This is a genomic window from Herbiconiux oxytropis, assembly GCF_024979315.1.
GTDB classification, from domain to species: Bacteria; Actinomycetota; Actinomycetes; order Actinomycetales; family Microbacteriaceae; genus Herbiconiux; species Herbiconiux oxytropis.
Genome location: NZ_JANLCK010000003.1, coordinates 1 through 15,688, shown reverse-complemented (window position 1 = coordinate 15,688; position 15,688 = coordinate 1). Strand labels below are relative to the sequence as shown.

Below are 15,688 nucleotides of genomic sequence, written 5' to 3'. Positions count from 1 at the left end.
ATCCAGCCATGGCAATCACGGTCGGTGTGGGGATCAACGATCCCGGGGTGTTCTCCGATTTCGGCGAACGGCGGCGACTCCTCGACCTGGTCGAGACGAGCGGCGTCGACTTCGTGTCGACCGGGGATCACCTGGGCTTCCATGGCGGATCGGGCTTCGACGGCCTGATCTCGTCGGCCGTGCTGCTCGGCTCCCACCCCTCGGTGCGCCTGCAGATCGGCGTGTACCTGCTGGGGCTCCGGCATCCCATGCCCACCGCGAGGGCGCTCGCCACTCTCGCCGAGCTCGCTCCAGGCCGGCTCACGCTCGGCGTCGGCGTGGCCGGCGAGGATCGTCGTGAGGTCTTCAACGCCGGGGTCGACCCGCGCACCCGGGGTCGCCGGCTCGACGAGGCGCTCGACCTGGTGCAGCGGCTCCTGCGGGGAGACGTCATCGACCACACGGGAGAGTTCTTCGAGCTCGATCAGGCGCAGATCCTGCCGAGCCCCGACCCTCGCATCCCGATGCTGATCGGCGGAAAAGGCGACGCAGCCGTGCAGCGCACCGTGCGCTTCGGCGACGGCTGGCTCGGCATCTTCTGCTCCGCCCGCCGCTTCGGGGCCACCGTCGACGCCATCGCGGCGGCGTCCGCCGAGGCCGGACGTCAGGCCCCTGCCCGCATGGGCTTCACGTCGTGGGTAGGGCTCGATCCGGATCGCGATGCGGCCCGCGAGCACATCGCCGCACGGATGTTCGACCTCTACCGGCTCCCCTACGAGAAGTTCCAGTGGGTGACCGCGTCGGGAACACCGGCGGATGTCGCCGACTTCCTCGCACCGTACGTGGAGGCAGGGGCGCGTGAGTTCACACTCATCCCCGCCTCCGCATCCCCCGCCGCCGGCATCGAGCTCGTCGGCGAGACCGCGGCGCTCCTGCGGGAGAGGTTCCCCGACCCCGCCTGAGCCGACGCAGCCCGGCGCCACGCTCCCCCGGAGTCAGACCGAGCGGAGCCGGGATGTCAGAGCCCGGATGCGCCGGCTGATGAGGTCGAAGGCGCGCTCGAAGGCCTCCGGGGTGCCGGAGCGGGCCGGGTCCGGGATCGACCAGTGCAGGTCGTCGCGGCCCGTCATGCGCTCGTGGGCGCTGTCGCAGACGGTCACGACGAGGTCGCGCTCGAGCAGCACCTCCTCCACGGCGAGCGGCCGCGCGTGCCGGTCGATCCGGAGCCCGTGACGCTCGGCGACAGCGACCGCACCCGGATTGACCGCCGCCCCCGGATGCGTTCCCGCCGAGGCGGCCGGAATCTCGCTGGCTTCGCGCCAGATGGTCTCGGCGAGCTGGGAGCGCGCGGAATTCGCGGTGCACACGAACACCACCCGCTTCGGGACGGCGACGTGGACGGGCGTGAGGGTGTCGAACACCTCCGGCTGCAGGGAGAGGTAGCTGCGCCGCTTGTCCGATTCCGACCGGGTGCGGGAGACGATCTGCGCCTCCTCCAGCACGCGGAGGTGGTGGGCCACGAGGTTCGACCTGAGGCCGAGCAGCAGCTCGATCTCGGACGGCGCGAGATCTCCGAGCGTGAGCAGGTCGATGATCTGCAGCCGGGAGGGGTCGGCGAGCGCGGCGAAGACCGCGACTCTGCGTTTCAGCTCACTCATGGCGGCTCCCGTCCGGAATCGACTCAATCGTTCTTGACTCAATCATGGTAGGCATGAGCGGAGACGGCACGGCCGGGAACTGATCATCAGCCGATTGTCAGACCGCGCCGGCCACGGCGGTGAGACGTTCACCCCGGAGAGGATCATCATGGGTATCGGAACCGGGATCGCGCTTTTCGTGATCGGAGCCATTCTGGCGTTCGCAGTCAACGTCGACCTCGGCGGGGTCATCGATCTCGCCCTCATCGGTTACATCCTCATGGGCGCCGGCGTCGTGGTGTTCCTGATCAGCCTCGTGCTCATGCTCCGTCGCCGCCAGTCGACGGCGACCACCCGCACCGCCGTCGACCCGGCCAGCGGCGAGCAGGTCACCCGCAGCACCCGCGACACCAACGACCCGCTGGTCTGAGAGCCGTGACCCTGCCCGGCGTCGTGCCCGAGAGCTCGCCGAGCACCGGCGAGCTCCTCGACGGCCGCTACCTGCTCGATTCGCGGATCGGATCCGGCGGCATGGGCGTGGTCTACCGGGCTCGCGATGAGACGCTCGGGCGCACGGTCGCGGTGAAGATCTTCCGCGACTCCGCCGCCGAGGTGGCCCGTACCACCTCGGAGACGCGCCTGCTCGCGAGTCTCAACCACTCCTCCCTCGTGACGCTGTTCGACGCCCGCATCGGCGAGACCGAGCCGAACTATCTCGTCATGGAGCACGTCGAGGGACCGACTCTCCGGGATCGCATCGTGGAGGGCCCCTTGACGCCCGAGGAGGCGGCCGTGATGGCCCGCGACCTCGCCGAGGCGCTGCACGTGGTGCACGGCGCCGGGGTGGTGCACCGCGACATCAAGCCCTCGAACATCCTCCTGCGACGGTCGCACGTGCCCGGCGAGCGATACCGCGCCAAGCTCGCGGATTTCGGCATCGCCTACCTCATCGACTCCACCAGGCTCACCACGCCGGGCACGCTCATCGGCACAGCCGCCTACCTCAGCCCCGAGCAGGTGCAGGGGGCCGAACCGGCTCCCGCATCCGACATCTACGCACTCGGGCTCGTGCTCGTCGAGGCCCTCACCGGGCAGCGGGCGTTCCCCCAGACCGGCACGCACGAAGCCGCGCTCGCCCGCCTGACGCGGGATCCCGAGATCCCTGGATCGTACGGGTACTCGTGGCGATCGCTCTTGACCGCCATGACCGCTCGCGACCCGGCCGAGCGCCCTTCGGCGCTCGAGGTGGTCGTCGCCGCCCGCCACCTCGGCGAGCCCAGCCCGCTCGATGCGACAGCGCAGCTCGAGCTGCCGACCGAGCGGATGCCGGAGGCGGATGCGGCGGTGTCGGCGGGTGCTGCGGTGTCGGCGGGTGCTGCGACTTCGGTGGATGCTGCGACTTCGGCGCAGGCCACCGAGGCGACCGCGGCCACCGCGAGACTCGACGCGTCGCATCCGGAGCCGCCGGTTCCGGTCGCGTCCCTCGCCGCGCAGTCGGGACCTCCGCGGTGGCTCCTCGTCGTCGCCGTCCTCGCGGTGGTCGTCGTGGCCGTCATCGTGGGCGTCCTCCTGTGGTCGGTCGGTGCCGCGAGCCCGGACGACGTGCCGACCCTGCCCACGCTCGAGGAGCCGCTCGGCACCCACATGAACGATCTTCTGGAGGCGGTGAGCCCGTGACATCCGTCTCGACCCGTGTGCGCGGCGCGGCCGTCACGCTCGCCCTCGGCGCAGCTCTCGCCGCCGTTCTCGGTCTGAGCGGATGCGCCACCGACTCGAGCGGGATCGCCGCCGCCACCAGCGAACAGCTGCAGTCGAGCGTCGTCACGGCTGCCGAGCAGGCGGCCGCCGGGGATCCCGCCGGGGCACTCGGCACTCTCGACTCCCTGCAGGCCCAGCTCACGGAGGGATCGGCTTCCGGTGCGATCCCCGCCGACCGCACGGCCTCCATCCAGGCCGCGATCGACGCGGTGCGGGCCGATCTGCAGGCCGCCGTGCAACCGGCGGCGCCTGTCGAGCCGGTGGCACCCGTCGAGTCCGAGACGCCCGTCGAGCCCGAGACGCCCGTCGAGCCCAGCATCGCTCCTGAACCGACCGTTCCCGAGCCCGTCACCGACGACCCCGACGAGGGCGACGACGGCGGCGGGGACGACGACAGCGGAAACGGGAACAACGGCAACGGGAATGGGAACGGGAACGGCAACGGGAACGGCAATGGGAACAAGGGCAAAGGCAAGAATGACTGACGCGCAGCACACCGTCACGGTCCAGGCCCCGATCGCCGCTGTGTACCAGCAGTGGCTCGATGTGGAGTCGTTCCCCCAGTTCATCCCGCTGGTGCGCGAGGTCACCACCTCGGCCGACATCTACAGCCACTGGACGATCTCGATCGGCAGGCTCACCCGCAGCTTCGACGCCGAGGTCGTGGAGCAGCTCCCCGAGGAGCGCGTGAGGTGGCGCACCATCACGGGCGACGTCCGATTCACGGGCGAGGCGACCTTCAGCGAGACCTCGGAGACCCGCACCGCGGTGACACTCTCGATCACCTGGGAGCCGAGCACGGCGGCCGAACGCGCCGCCGCGGCCCTCGGCACCGACGATCGCGCCGTGCGGGCGGCCCTCCGCGCCTTCAAGTCGCACGTCGAGACCAACGGAGGCCCGTCCGGGCACTCCTACGTCACCCTGCGCTCTGTCGACGCCGATCCGGACACGACGGTCTCGACCGACGACGACCTCGACGACGCCGCCCCGGCCCCCCGCCGCGGCCGCCACGCCCGCGACTAGCGCAGAACCGCCGGCCCCCGCCCAGGCACCGGGCCCCTGAACCGCGATCGGCCCGGGCGGGCGTCAGGGCTCGACGTAGTAGGCGGAATCGATCGGGACGCCCGGCGTGACGGCGATCAGCACCTCGGCGCCGGCCGGCACCAGGAAGGCGCGGGATCCGGTGAGGGTCTCGCCCGGAGGGATCCTGCCGGCCATCTCATCGGTGAGTGTGGCGACGCGCTCGTCGATGCGCTCGTCGTCGTCGGTGACGAGGCCCACCGAGATGAGGTCGACGTAGAGCTCCTCGGTGTGGGTGTTCGTGACCGAGTACGTCACGATCTCGTAGTGGTAGGCCGGGGGCGGCGGGTCGTTCACGGCGGCTTCCACGATCGCGTCGCCGTCGGGCTCGTAGGCGTCGATCACGATGTCGACGCGGTCGACGCTGATGGTCTCGCCGAGAGCGAGCGGATCGGCGCGGCTTCCCGGCCCGTCGACCGCATCGGGCAACGGGCCGTCGCGGTCGATCGGCGTGCGGATGTCGCTGGTCGGCGTGGGCGTGGGCGTCGCAGTCGTCTCCGCCTCCGTCGTCTCGGAGGCCGTGCAGCCGCCGAGGGCCACCGCCGCCCCCACGGCCATCGCCAGCACGACCCGCCTACCCCACCCCGTCATGCCGGGAGGCTAGCACGTCGCCGTGTCGCAGAGACTCCAGGCCTGGTCGGTGAGGCGGAGGTCGGCGTGAGCGGCTCGGGACTTTTCTGGGGTGGGGGCGGGGGGGGTTCGCGGGTTGCTCGGGTTGGGTTGCTCGTGTGGGCCGTGGGGTGTGCATGATCCGTTCGAGTCATAGTCCCCTCGCCCGCTTCGCGGTCTCCCGCCAGGCCCGATGCCTATGACTCGAACGGATCATGCACACCCCACGGCCCGCTTACGTTCGGGCGCTGGCGCGGGCCTGGAGGTCGTCCACTTGACAGTAGTTGTGCTCAAAAGCGCCGACTTGGCACAACTTAAGTCAAGTCGGCGCTCATGGGCGCAGGTGCTGTCAAGTCGCGGGTGCCAGGTTGACCGGCGCGGGGGGGTGTTCGCGCCGGGGGGGGAGGGGGGGTCAGGGGTGGCGGGGGTGGGCCGACCAGGCGGAGGAGACCATGTCGTGGAGGGTGTGGCGCATGCTCCAGGAGAGGTCTCGGGTGGCCAGGGCGCCTGAGGCGACGATGCGGGCCGGGTCTCCGGGGCGGCGGGGGGCGATCTCGGGGGTGAAGGGGATGCCGGTGACCTCGGCCATCGCGTCCATGATCTGGCGCACCGAGATGCCGTCGCCCGAGCCGAGGTTGTAGGCCGGGAGGAGGGTGTCGCCGGCGTCGAGGCGACGGGCGGCCTCGACGTGGGCGAGAGCGAGGTCGGAGACGTGGATGTAGTCGCGCACGCAGGTGCCGTCGGGGGTGTCGTAGTCGTCGCCGTTGATGCGCGGGGTGCGGCCGGCGGTGAGGGCGTCGAAGACCAACGGGAAGAGGTTGTGCGGGCTCGCGTCGTAGAGCTCCGGGGATCCGGAGCCGACCACGTTGAAGTAGCGGAGCGCCGTGGAACGGAGCCCGGCGGCGACGGCCTGATCACGGAGGAGCCACTCGCCGATGAGCTTCGACTCGCCGTAGGGCGACTCCGGGGCCTTCGGTGTGTCTTCGGTGACGAGGAGCGTGTCGGGCGTGCCGTAGACGGCGGCACTGGAGGAGAAGACCAGACGATCGACGCCCACGGACTGCAGTCGTTCTAGCAGCACGGCCGTGCCGGTGACGTTCTGCTCGTAGGTGTGCAGGGGCCGCTGCACCGAGACGCCGGCGTACTTGTAGCCCGCCACGTGGATGACGCCCGTGACCGCGTGGTCGCGGAGGATGGCCTCGACGAGATCTCCGTCGAGGATGCTGCCCGTGACGAGGGGCACGGCCTCCGGCACGAAGTCGGCGTGGCCGGTCGACAGGTCGTCGAGCACCACCGCATCGAGGCCGGCCTCGCCGAGCGCCTTCACCACGTGCGAGCCGATGTAGCCGGCACCTCCGGTCACGAGCCAGGTCATCGCGCGTCTCCTGTCGAGCCGGGCGCGACGTCATCGCGCGGGGGGAACGGGAGCCTGGCGGCTCCGGCCGAGGGGGTCACCTCGAACACTATCGGTGCCCGGAGACCCGCTGCGGCGAACGCGTTCTCCTGAGCGGCGCGCAATGCACCCACGAGATCGCGGCGGATGAGGGCGATCGAGGCGCCGCCGAAGCCGCCCCCCGTCATCCGGGAGCCGACCGCACCGACCCGGCGGGCGACCTCGACCGAGAGGTCGAGCTCCGGCACCGAGATCTCGAAGTCGTCGCGCATGGAGGCGTGGGACGCGTCGAGGAGGTCGCCGATCGAGCCCGCGCCCGAATCGTGCAGACGCGCGGCGACCGCCAGCACGCGCGCGTTCTCCGTCACGATGTGGCGCACCCGGCGGAACGTCTCGTCGTCGAGCTCCCGTTCGGCCCGCCCGAGGTCGTCGACCGTGAGGTCTCGGAGCATGGGCACTCCCAGCACCGCTGCGCCCCGCTCACAGGAGGCCCGGCGCGCGGCGTAGCCCCCGGTGGCGTGGGCATGCTGCACGCGGGTGTCGGTGACGACGATCGTGAGCTGCTCATCACCGAGGCCGAGCGGCACGATCGTGGTGTCGAGCGACCGGCAGTCGAGCAGCACGGCCGAGTCGGCCCGGCCGAGCAGCACCGCCGACTGATCCATGATGCCCGTGGGTGCACCGACCGCCTCGTTCTCGGCGAGGCGGCCGATCCGGGCCAGCGTTGCGCGATCGAAGCCGAGGCCCCAGGCCTCGTCGAGCGCGATGGCCACCACCGACTCGATGGCCGCCGAGGAGGAGAGACCGGCTCCGATGGGGATGTCGGAGACGAGGAAGAGGTCGAGCCCGGTGGCCGCAGCGAGGTCGGCACCGTGCCGGCCGGCCGCCCACACCACGCCGAGCGGATAGGCCGACCAGCCCGAGACGGTCTCGGGCGACAGCTCGTCGATCGCGGCCTCGACCGTCTCGATCGTGCCGTCGCCGAAGACGGTGGAGACGCGGATGCGGCGGTCCTCGCGCGGGCCCGCCGCCAGGACCGTGTGCCGGTCGATGGCGAACGGCAGCACGAAACCGTCGTTGTAGTCGGTGTGCTCGCCGATGAGGTTCACGCGGCCCGGGGCCGACCACAGCGAGGTGGGTGCGTGACCGTAGCGGCGTGCGAAGCCGGTGCCGGCCTGCTCGGCGAGGGGCACGGAGCGGCCCGATGCGGAGGGGCCAGGTGCGGGCCGGCGGGGTGCCGCGGGGCCGGAGCCCGGGGTGCCGGGAGCTGCGGGGTTCGTCATGCGGCGCCTTCCTCGGCCCGGGCGAGGGCCTCTCGGAGCAGTCTGGCGGAGGTCTCGGGCGGCACATCGCCGATGAAGGCGCCCATGGCCGCCTCGGAGCCGGCCAGGAACTTCAGCTTGTCGGCGGCCCGGCGCGGCGAGGTGATCTGCAGCATGAGGCGGATGTCGTCGCGGTGCTCGTGCACGGGCGCCTGGTGCCACGCCGCGATGTAGGGCGTGGGGTCGTCGTAGAGGTGGTCGAGCCCCCGCAGCAGGCGGCGGTAGACCAGCGCGAGCTCGTCGCGCTCCTCGCCGGTGAGGCCGGCGAAGTCGGGCACGTGCCGGTGCGGCAGCAGGTGCACCTCCACCGGCCAGCGCGCCGCGAAGGGCACGAACGCCGTGAAATGCCTGCCTTCGATCAGCACGCGATCCGATCCCCGCTCGAACTCGAGGATGTCGACGAACAGCGTGGGACCGTAGCTCTCGATCGAGGCCACGAGACGCTGCGTGCGCGGCGTGACATAGGGGTAGGCGTAGATCTGGCCGTGGGGGTGGTGCAGGGTGACGCCGATGGCCTCGCCGCGGTTCTCGAACGGGAAGACCTGCTGCACGCCGGGGAGCGCCGACAGCGCAGCCGTGCGATCGGCCCACGCCTCGATGATGGTGCGCACCCGCGCCACAGGGAGCGCCGACAGCGAACCCTCGGTGGCGGGGCTGAAGCACACCACCTCGCACCGGCCCACCGAGGTGGCGGTGCGGCCGAGGCCGATGCGCCGCAGTTCGGCGAGCTCGTGCAGCGGATCGACACCCGCTGCAGCGAGGTCGGGACCGAACGAGGGCGATTTGTTCTCGAACACCGCCACGTCGTAGTCACTCGGAACCTCCGTGGGGTTGGCGGGCGTGGAGGGAGCCAGCGGGTCGAGGTGCTTGGGCGGCAGCATCACTCTGTTCTGACGGGCCGCCGCGATCGACACCCACTCCCCCGTGAGGGGATCCTGCCTCATCTCCGCCACAGGCGGGCGCGGGGCGGGCGGCCGCGTGTCGGCGGCGCGGTCGGGCGGGAGCAGGGTGTCGGCGTCGTCGAAGTAGAGCAGCTCCCGGCCGTCGGTCAGGGTGCTCACCCGTTTCGTGATGCCACTCGATGTCGTCACGAGACGATTACGTCACTTTCGGAAACGAAAGTCAAGTGGAGTATCGACTTTCGAACCTGTAAGATCAGGGCATGGCGGACGACATCGATCTCACCGTCCGGCGCCGCCGGATCGTCGAGCTCGTGAGCGCCACGGGGTTCGCGCGGGTGGCAGAGCTGAGCCGCGAGCTCGGCGTCTCCGAGGTCACCGTGCGCTCCGACCTCGCGGTGCTCGAACGGCACGAGGTGGTCGACCGCGTGCACGGCGGCGCCGTCATCCGGGGTCTCGCCTCGCGTGCCGAGACCCCGTTCGAACAGGCACGCAGCACCTCGGCCGAGGAGAAGCAGCGCATCGGCCGTGCCGCCGCCGCACTCGTCGAGAGCGGCACGAGCGTGCTGCTCGACGTGGGCACCACCCCCGCCGCCGTCGCCGACGCCCTCCTCGAGCGGGACGACTTGGAAGACGTGGTGATCATCACCAACGGCCTCTCCATCGCCCTGGCGCTCGAGCCCGCCATCCCGCGCTTCACCGTCGTGGTCACCGGTGGCACCCTGCGCCCCCTCCAGCACTCGCTCGTCGCTCCGTACGCCTCGCTCCTGCTCGGCAGCGTGCGCGCCGACCTCGCGTTCATCGGCTGCACGGGGGTGGATGCCGTGGCCGGCGTCACGAACGTCAATCTGCCCGAGACCGAGCTCAAGCAGGCCATGCTCGGCGCCGCCGACCGGGCGGTGGTGGTGGCCGACGCGTCGAAGCTCGGTCGCACGAGCCTCGGCGTGATCGGCGGTCTCGACCGCTTCGAGCTCCTCATCACCGCCACCCCCGCCGGGGGCAGCGACATCCACCTCGAGGAGGTCGCGCGTCTCGAGCTCGCAGGACTCGAGACGCTCACCGCCTGAGCCGGATCCGGCGTCGCCGGGGTTCTCAGCGCGTGAAGAGGGCGGAGAAGACGCCCTCGATCAGCCAGAAGAAGGTGAACGCCACGGAGACGGCGCCGATGACGAGCCAGATCCAGTGGACCTTCTGGGTGAGGCGACGGCCCGTGGTGGACACACCGCGCGGTGGACGGCGGATCTCGGAGGGCGCCCCGCCCCGGCCCGGCACGACCTCGGTGGAGCCGAGTCGGGAGTCGCGCCAGCGCTCCCAGCGGTCGACCTTGTCGGCCAGCGCGCCGAGAGTGGCATGCAGCCACTGCCAGACCTGGGGGTCGAGGGTCGCGAGATCCTGACTCGAATAGAGGAAGAGGTGGTCGTCGACGATCTCCACGTCGAACTGCGCGACGGAGTCGATGAACCTCGCCATGACGTCGGGAGTGAAGAGGTAGAGGGCGTCGGCCTCGTAGCCCTTGGGGCAGTAGAGCGTGAAGTGGCTGTCGAAGTCGCCCTCGAGCCCGAGCCGCTGCTCCTTGTCGAACGGCGCCGGGAGGTTCGAGGCGCCGAAGAGGGCGGTGTTGTTGCTGCGGGCATCGAGCACGATGTGCGGCAGCGGCGTGCCGAGACGAATGCCGGCGAACCCCCAGCGCTTCGTGCGCCGGTTCTTGCCGGAGCCCGTGACGTACGTGATGTTGCCCACCTGGATGCCGCGCTCGTCATCCTGCAGCAGGTCCGTCGCGGAGCGGTCGGAGCCGACCGAGAAGATGACACCGGGTAGGAGCAGCGCGCCGGCGACCGGGCGGTAGCTCAACCCGTTGGCGGCCGCGAAACGCGCGAGCCGGAACTGCCGCCGGCCATTGCGGCGGAACAGCGAGCGGAGGGCGACGACCACGAGTCCGCAGGGCACGACGATGAACACGAGCGCCGCTGCCACGGCGAACGGATCGCCGCCCGATCCGGCCGCCGCGAGCAGGCTGCCGATCACAGCCCCGCCGAACACCGCGCCCAGCGCGAGTGCGACGATCAGGACGAGAAGGGGCCCGAACACCGTGGAGAACGTCAGCCGCACCTGCGGCGGCAGGGTGCGGCGGTACTGCGCCAGCTCGCGGCGATCGATCTCGTCGGTGAGTGGCCCGGTGTCCAGAACTCGGGAGGTGTCGCCTAGCCGCATCCCTCCAGAGTAGACAGCCTCGTCGACTGTCTGCACCGCCATCGCGCGGTCTCCGCGGAGTCGATGTGCGAAGCTGTCTCGTGTGGTCCCTGTTCGACGACATCGCGGCAGCGCACACGATGTGCGAGTGACTCTGACGAAGGACAGCACGATGACCGAGACCTACCAGGCCGCCCCCACGCGCTACGACGCGATGACCTACAACCGCTCGGGCCGCAGCGGCCTCAGGCTGCCGGCGCTCTCGCTGGGTCTCTGGCACAACTTCGGGCACGAGCGGCCGCTCGACACGCAGCGCGCCATCCTGCGCCGCGCCTTCGACCTCGGCGTGACGCACATCGACCTCGCCAACAACTACGGTCCGCCGGCCGGCTCGGCCGAGACGAACTTCGGCCGCATCCTCGCCGAGGATCTCGCGCCCTACCGCGACGAGCTCATCATCTCGTCAAAGGCCGGCTACCTCATGTGGCCAGGCCCCTACGGCGAATGGGGATCGCGCAAGTACCTGCTGGCCTCGCTCGATCAGTCGCTCGGGCGCCTGGGGCTCGATTACGTCGACATCTTCTACTCGCACCGCTTCGACCCCGAGACCCCGCTGGAAGAGACCATGGGCGCGCTCGCGACCGCGGTGACCTCGGGCAAGGCGCTCTACGTGGGCGTCTCGAACTACGACCCCGAGCAGACCCGCGAGGCCGCACGCCTGCTGGCCGGTCACGGCATCCCGCTCACCATCCACCAGCCGCGCTACTCGATGTTCGACCGCCACATCGAAGACGGCCTCCTCCCGGTGCTCGACGAGGTCGGATCGGGCAGCATCGTCTTCTCCCCGCTCGCGCAGGGCCTGCTCACCGACCGCTACCTCGACGGAAGCGTGCCGTCGGACTCGCGGGCCGCGACCTCGCAGTTCCTCTCGGAGAAGGGCATCGACGAGGAGTACCTCTCCCGCGCCCGGGCGCTCGACGAGATCGCCGCCGCCCGCGGCCAGTCCCTCGCCCAGCTCGCGCTCACCTGGGTGCTCCGCCACCCCCAGGTCACGAGCGCCCTCATCGGCGCCTCGAGCGTGGCCCAGCTCGAGCAGAACGTCGCCGCTCTCGACGCCGCCCCGCTCGCGCCCGACGAGCTCGCCGCCATCGACCCCCACGCCGTGCACGGCACCGGCAGGACCGCGTAGGCCGGCAGGGCGATGCATCATCACGGCGCGTCGCGGCGCGGACTCCGGCTGAGGACGATCCTACGGAAGGTGCTCGAGGGGCCGTGGGGTTCGATGTTCGCGGGCTGACGCTACGCGGTCATGGGAGCGGAGTTCGCCGAACGTGCCGTCGTGTGCCGACGAAGACGCCTCGGCCGAGGTCAGGGGTGGCGTTGTCCGCGCCGCCTAGGCGGAGGGAGGGGGCGCGGGGGTGGGCGGGAGGTCGACGGCCAGGGCCGCGGCTCGGGCGAGGACGTCGAGCTGGGCCTCGTTGTAGAGCTCGAGGTAGGTCTCGATGAAGGCCTGCTGGGTGACCGGGGCGCTCTTGGGGAGGTGCTCGGCCGGCTGCAGCAGCCAGGGGTAGTCCTCGAAGTGCTGGGCGAGCTGCGGCGCGAAGACCTCCGCGATGCGCTGCCGGGTGGCGTGGTCGGCGTCGGCGGGGAGCGCCTCGAACTCGGCGTCGGTGTCTTCGGGCTCGGCGTCGACCATGAGCTTGAGGTCGGCCATCGCCGACTCGTCGTAGAGCTGGGAGTAGACGAGCATGAGGGAACGCTCGGAACCGGTGAGGCGGGAGGCGACGTCCTCGAAGCCGGCGGGCACGTCGGTCGCGGTCGATCCGTCGAGGATGGCCCGGATCTCGGCCCGGGCCCGCTGCAGCCGCTCGATGCTCGCGGCGAGGTCGGCGTCGATCGCGAGCAGCGCCTCCGCGGGGGTCGCGCCACGCGAGGAGCCGACGGCCTCGATCTGCACGAGCGGAACACCGATGTCGCGCAGCCGCCGGATCTGCAGCAGCCGCACGAGGTGCCTGGCGGTGTACTGCTTGTAGCCGTTCGAGAGCCGATCGGGCTCATCGAGCAGACCGGCGCGATGGTAGTGCCGCACGGTGTTGACGGTCGTGCCGGCGAGCTCCGCCACCTCTCGTGTGCTCCAGGGCATCGTGAGCGCTCCTTGTCGGGTCAGCACCCATTCAAGACCCTGTTCCCGGAACACGGTCAACCCCCGGCCCGGCGGCGCGCTCCCGCGGCGTCACGACTTGACCCTGTGCCGGGAACACGGTCTTGACTCCTCCCGAAAGAGGAGGCAGAGACATGGACAACCCCTACGGGTGGCTGCAGGACGCCATCGACCAGGTGCCCGAGATCGTCCAACCGCTCATCGTCGCGCTCGCCGGCGCCGTTCCCTACATCGAGGCGGAGGGCGCGACCGCGTTCGGCATCCTCGCGGGGCTCGATCCGGTGGTGGCCGCGATCGCCGGCGCGGCCGGCAACATCCTGTGCGTCGTGCTCGTGGTACTGCTGGGATCGCGGGTGCGCGAGGGCGTGCTCGCCCGACGCGCCACGACCGCCACCGCGCGCGCCCAGGGGGATGCGACCGTCCTCGTCGCGGAAGCGCCGGAGACCGAGCCGGAGGCCGAGCCGGAGGCGAAGAGCAAGGGCAATCGGCGCACGAAGGGGCGACAGAGGCTCCGGCGCTGGCTCGTGAAGTTCGGCGTGCCCGGCGCGAGCCTGCTCGCCCCTCTCGCCCTGCCCACCATGCTCACGGCCGCGTTCTTCGTGGGATCCGGCGTGCCCAAGCGGTGGGTCATCCTGTGGCAGGTCGTCGCGATCGCGGTCTGGACCACCCTCGTCGCCCTCGCCGCCACCGGCGCTCTCGCGCTCCTGGGCTGGTGAGCATCCGGGCCCAGCGACGACCGGACCACCGGACTAGCGGGCGAGGGTGCGGGCGAGGAAGGGCAGGAGGAGGGCGACCAGCTCGGTGGGGGTCTCGGCATGGGGGTAGTGGCCGGCGGACGGGATGACCGCGAGCTCGCCGAGGCCCGCTGGGAGGTCGGCGAGGATACGCTCGCCCTCGGCCTCCGGGTCGGCCCAGTCGGGATCGGCGCCGCCCTCGACCACGAGCACGGGGCAGCGCACCTTCGCGAGCTGCGCTCCGGCGTCGGCGGGACTCGTGCGGGTCATCGCCTTGAGCACCTGCATGCGCTCCGGACGACTCAGGGTCGCCTCGATGCGAGCACGCTCGGCCGGCCAGTCGGCGGGCTTCGCGGGGATCGCGAGGTCGAGATAGGCGAGCCAGCCCTTGAGACTGCCGGTCATCATGACCCTGCCGAGCTGCACGGTGCCCTTGCGGTGCCGTGCGTTGCGGACGAGGCCACCGAGGTCGACGGATTGCGCACGGGTGAAGGGGGCGAGCTCCACGAGGCCGACGATGAGCTCCGGCGCGAGGGCGGCGGCGATGGTCGCCGCGCCGCCGCTGATGGACTGGCCCACGAGCACGGCGGGGCCACCGAGGTGCTGCACGAGCGCGACGAGATCGCCCGCGATGTCGGTGCGGCTGTAGCCGGTCCATCCGGTGCTCGACTCGCCGCAGCCGCGGAGGTCGACGTTGGCGACCCGGTAGCCTGCGGCCACCAGGGCCGGAACCACGAAGCGATAGGAGTGCCGACTGTCACCCATGCCGTGGGCGAGCACGACCAGGGGGCCTTCACCGGCGAGGTCGTAGGCGATGGTTCCCTCGGAGAGGGTGAGGAACTGGGTCATGGCGTCCTTCTGACGGAGGGGGAACGGCGGGTAAAGCTACTCTGCATTCCCTTTCGGCTATTGTCAATAGCTTTAACCTGAAGTTGTAGAGCGTGCGCATCCGGGCTGGCTATTGACACTAGCCAGAAGCGACGGTTGTATAGCTGCATGGACGATCGCCGCGAGACCCACCATGCCTAGAGCCGGCCTGACCCGAGACCGCGTCGCCCAGGAGGCCGCCGTGATGGCCGACGAGGTCGGTCTCGGCCGACTCACCCTGGCCGGCCTGGCCGAGCGGCTCGGCGTGCGGCAGCCCTCGCTCTACAAGCACATCGACTCCATCGCCTCCCTCCGTCGCGACATCTCCGTGCAGGCCAAGCGAGAACTCGGCGAGGTGCTCGCCCGAGCAGCCGTGGGGCGATCCGGGGCGGATGCGATCTCCGCGATGTCCCACGCGTACCGCGACTGGGCGGGGCGACATCCAGCCCGCTACGAGGCCTCCAACCTCATGCCCGCTCCCGGCGACGTCGAGGACGAGACCGTCTCGGCCACGGCCATCCAGGTGATCACCGACGTGCTCACCGCCTACCGGCTCGAGGGCGACGACGCGATCGATGCCATCCGCGCCTTCCGCTCGACGCTGCACGGGTTCGTCGTCTACGAGGCCGCGGGCGCGTTCGCCCTGAGCGCCGACGTGGATCGCAGTTTCGATCGGCTCGTCGCGGGCTTCATCGTCGCTCTCGGGCAGTGGAACGAGACGGTTCCGCCGGTTCGGTAGAGCGCCATGCGGCGAGCGATTCCTGGATGGGACCTGTGCGGTTCTCGACCGGATCGCGCTGACGACCAATCGGTTCGGGACAGGGTGCCGAACCCTCTGTGTCCCGCAAGAACCACTCCGCTCACCACAGCAAAGGTCGAACATCATGCGCAAGATCACCAAGGTCACCATCGGCATCGCGACCGCCGGCCTCCTCTCTTTCTCCATGGCCGCCTGCTCCACGGGCTCCTCCACTGACACGTCGAGCCCGGCTGCGTCGTCGTCGTCGTCGGCGAACGAGACTCCCGAGCCGCTGGCCTCGATCCCCGCACTGACCGGTG

Annotated in this window: 17 protein-coding genes; 9 read left to right on the top strand and 8 right to left on the bottom strand. The window is 70.9% G+C overall.

Annotated elements, in window-relative coordinates; translation table 11 throughout:
* Nucleotides 1-8: 8 nt before the first annotated feature.
* The gene (locus N1028_RS05915; protein WP_259525931.1) at nucleotides 9-941 is read left to right on the top strand and encodes an LLM class flavin-dependent oxidoreductase; all 933 of its coding nucleotides are present in this window, start codon (nucleotides 9-11) and stop codon (nucleotides 939-941) included.
* 33 nt (nucleotides 942-974) lie between these two features.
* Here the strand turns inward: N1028_RS05915 and N1028_RS05910 are convergent, their stop codons facing one another.
* Entirely contained in the window at nucleotides 975-1,637 is a 663-nt protein-coding gene (locus N1028_RS05910; RefSeq protein WP_259525930.1) for an arsenate reductase/protein-tyrosine-phosphatase family protein, read from the bottom strand.
* Between the two features lie 148 nt (nucleotides 1,638-1,785).
* Here N1028_RS05910 and N1028_RS05905 point away from each other — a divergent pair, with 148 nt between their 5' ends.
* The 4 genes from N1028_RS05905 to N1028_RS05890 are packed head-to-tail and all read left to right on the top strand — an operon-like array spanning nucleotide 1,786 to nucleotide 4,397.
* A complete protein-coding gene (locus N1028_RS05905) occupies nucleotides 1,786-2,046 on the top strand; it encodes a DUF6458 family protein (RefSeq protein ID WP_259525929.1) in 261 nt (86 codons plus the stop codon).
* A gap of 5 nt (nucleotides 2,047-2,051) precedes the next feature.
* Complete coding sequence (locus tag N1028_RS05900) at nucleotides 2,052-3,293, top strand: serine/threonine-protein kinase (protein ID WP_259525928.1); 1,242 nt, start codon at nucleotides 2,052-2,054, stop codon at nucleotides 3,291-3,293.
* Nucleotides 3,290-3,859 (top strand): hypothetical protein, encoded by a 570-nt coding sequence (locus tag N1028_RS05895; RefSeq protein WP_259525927.1) that lies wholly within the window; start codon nucleotides 3,290-3,292, stop codon nucleotides 3,857-3,859. The genes N1028_RS05900 and N1028_RS05895 overlap by 4 nt, the downstream gene beginning before the upstream one ends.
* Complete coding sequence (locus N1028_RS05890; RefSeq protein WP_259525926.1) at nucleotides 3,852-4,397, top strand: SRPBCC family protein; 546 nt, start codon at nucleotides 3,852-3,854, stop codon at nucleotides 4,395-4,397. The genes N1028_RS05895 and N1028_RS05890 overlap by 8 nt, the downstream gene beginning before the upstream one ends.
* Before the next feature lie 63 nt (nucleotides 4,398-4,460).
* Here the strand turns inward: N1028_RS05890 and N1028_RS05885 are convergent, their stop codons facing one another.
* The 4 genes from N1028_RS05885 to galT all read right to left on the bottom strand — a co-directional run bounded on the left by N1028_RS05885 (nucleotide 4,461) and on the right by galT (nucleotide 8,869).
* On the bottom strand, nucleotides 4,461-5,045 hold the full coding sequence (locus tag N1028_RS05885; protein ID WP_259525924.1) for a DUF4352 domain-containing protein: 585 nt from the start codon (nucleotides 5,043-5,045) through the stop codon (nucleotides 4,461-4,463).
* A 430-nt stretch (nucleotides 5,046-5,475) separates the two neighbouring features.
* Nucleotides 5,476-6,438, bottom strand: a complete 963-nt coding sequence (galE, locus tag N1028_RS05880) for a UDP-glucose 4-epimerase GalE (protein ID WP_259525923.1) — start codon at nucleotides 6,436-6,438, stop codon at nucleotides 5,476-5,478.
* Complete coding sequence (galK, locus tag N1028_RS05875) at nucleotides 6,435-7,739, bottom strand: galactokinase (protein ID WP_259525922.1); 1,305 nt, start codon at nucleotides 7,737-7,739, stop codon at nucleotides 6,435-6,437. Before galK ends, galE begins: the two co-directional genes overlap by 4 nt.
* Nucleotides 7,736-8,869 carry a galactose-1-phosphate uridylyltransferase gene (gene galT / locus N1028_RS05870; RefSeq protein WP_259525921.1) on the bottom strand — a complete coding sequence of 378 codons (1,134 nt, stop codon included), beginning with the start codon at nucleotides 8,867-8,869 and terminating at the stop codon, nucleotides 7,736-7,738. The genes galK and galT overlap by 4 nt, the downstream gene beginning before the upstream one ends.
* A 71-nt stretch (nucleotides 8,870-8,940) precedes the next feature.
* On the opposite strand from galT, the gene N1028_RS05865 reads away from it, so the two are divergent.
* Entirely contained in the window at nucleotides 8,941-9,744 is an 804-nt protein-coding gene (locus N1028_RS05865; protein ID WP_259525919.1) for a DeoR/GlpR family DNA-binding transcription regulator, read from the top strand.
* A 25-nt stretch (nucleotides 9,745-9,769) separates the two neighbouring features.
* On the opposite strand, the gene N1028_RS05860 is transcribed toward N1028_RS05865, so the two are convergent.
* Nucleotides 9,770-10,930 (bottom strand): hypothetical protein, encoded by a 1,161-nt coding sequence (locus tag N1028_RS05860; RefSeq protein WP_259525918.1) that lies wholly within the window; start codon nucleotides 10,928-10,930, stop codon nucleotides 9,770-9,772.
* Between the two features lie 109 nt (nucleotides 10,931-11,039).
* Between N1028_RS05860 and mgrA the strand changes: the two genes are divergently transcribed.
* Nucleotides 11,040-12,056, top strand: coding sequence for an L-glyceraldehyde 3-phosphate reductase (gene mgrA, locus N1028_RS05855; RefSeq protein WP_259525917.1), 1,017 nt, complete (start codon nucleotides 11,040-11,042; stop codon nucleotides 12,054-12,056).
* 204 nt (nucleotides 12,057-12,260) lie between these two features.
* Here mgrA and N1028_RS05850 read toward each other — a convergent pair whose 3' ends face one another.
* On the bottom strand, nucleotides 12,261-13,010 hold the full coding sequence (locus tag N1028_RS05850) for a helix-turn-helix domain-containing protein (RefSeq protein ID WP_259525916.1): 750 nt from the start codon (nucleotides 13,008-13,010) through the stop codon (nucleotides 12,261-12,263).
* Between the two features lie 152 nt (nucleotides 13,011-13,162).
* On the opposite strand from N1028_RS05850, the gene N1028_RS05845 reads away from it, so the two are divergent.
* Nucleotides 13,163-13,744, top strand: coding sequence for a small multidrug efflux protein (locus N1028_RS05845; protein ID WP_259525915.1), 582 nt, complete (start codon nucleotides 13,163-13,165; stop codon nucleotides 13,742-13,744).
* A 33-nt stretch (nucleotides 13,745-13,777) separates the two neighbouring features.
* Here the strand turns inward: N1028_RS05845 and N1028_RS05840 are convergent, their stop codons facing one another.
* Nucleotides 13,778-14,611 carry an alpha/beta fold hydrolase gene (locus tag N1028_RS05840; RefSeq protein ID WP_259525914.1) on the bottom strand — a complete coding sequence of 278 codons (834 nt, stop codon included), beginning with the start codon at nucleotides 14,609-14,611 and terminating at the stop codon, nucleotides 13,778-13,780.
* A gap of 172 nt (nucleotides 14,612-14,783) precedes the next feature.
* Here N1028_RS05840 and N1028_RS05835 point away from each other — a divergent pair, with 172 nt between their 5' ends.
* The gene (locus tag N1028_RS05835) at nucleotides 14,784-15,368 is read left to right on the top strand and encodes a TetR/AcrR family transcriptional regulator (RefSeq protein WP_259525913.1); all 585 of its coding nucleotides are present in this window, start codon (nucleotides 14,784-14,786) and stop codon (nucleotides 15,366-15,368) included.
* Nucleotides 15,369-15,688: the final 320 nt, after the last annotated feature.

Bases quoted from the DNA above. Each gene is read 5' to 3' on its own strand.
- N1028_RS05850 (WP_259525916.1), bottom strand. From the start codon at position 13,010: ATGCCCTGGAGCACACGAGAGGTGGCGGAGCTCGCCGGCACGACCGTC.
- N1028_RS05865 (WP_259525919.1), top strand. From the start codon at position 8,941: ATGGCGGACGACATCGATCTCACCGTCCGGCGCCGCCGGATCGTCGAG.
- N1028_RS05890 (WP_259525926.1), top strand. From the start codon at position 3,852: ATGACTGACGCGCAGCACACCGTCACGGTCCAGGCCCCGATCGCCGCT.
- N1028_RS05910 (WP_259525930.1), bottom strand. From the start codon at position 1,637: ATGAGTGAGCTGAAACGCAGAGTCGCGGTCTTCGCCGCGCTCGCCGAC.
- galK (WP_259525922.1), bottom strand. From the start codon at position 7,739: ATGACGAACCCCGCAGCTCCCGGCACCCCGGGCTCCGGCCCCGCGGCA.
- N1028_RS05905 (WP_259525929.1), top strand. From the start codon at position 1,786: ATGGGTATCGGAACCGGGATCGCGCTTTTCGTGATCGGAGCCATTCTG.
- mgrA (WP_259525917.1), top strand. From the start codon at position 11,040: ATGACCGAGACCTACCAGGCCGCCCCCACGCGCTACGACGCGATGACC.
- N1028_RS05915 (WP_259525931.1), top strand. From the start codon at position 9: ATGGCAATCACGGTCGGTGTGGGGATCAACGATCCCGGGGTGTTCTCC.
- N1028_RS05885 (WP_259525924.1), bottom strand. From the start codon at position 5,045: ATGACGGGGTGGGGTAGGCGGGTCGTGCTGGCGATGGCCGTGGGGGCG.
- N1028_RS05840 (WP_259525914.1), bottom strand. From the start codon at position 14,611: ATGACCCAGTTCCTCACCCTCTCCGAGGGAACCATCGCCTACGACCTC.
- galE (WP_259525923.1), bottom strand. From the start codon at position 6,438: ATGACCTGGCTCGTGACCGGAGGTGCCGGCTACATCGGCTCGCACGTG.
- N1028_RS05845 (WP_259525915.1), top strand. From the start codon at position 13,163: ATGGACAACCCCTACGGGTGGCTGCAGGACGCCATCGACCAGGTGCCC.
- N1028_RS05835 (WP_259525913.1), top strand. From the start codon at position 14,784: ATGCCTAGAGCCGGCCTGACCCGAGACCGCGTCGCCCAGGAGGCCGCC.
- N1028_RS05860 (WP_259525918.1), bottom strand. From the start codon at position 10,930: ATGGCGGTGCAGACAGTCGACGAGGCTGTCTACTCTGGAGGGATGCGG.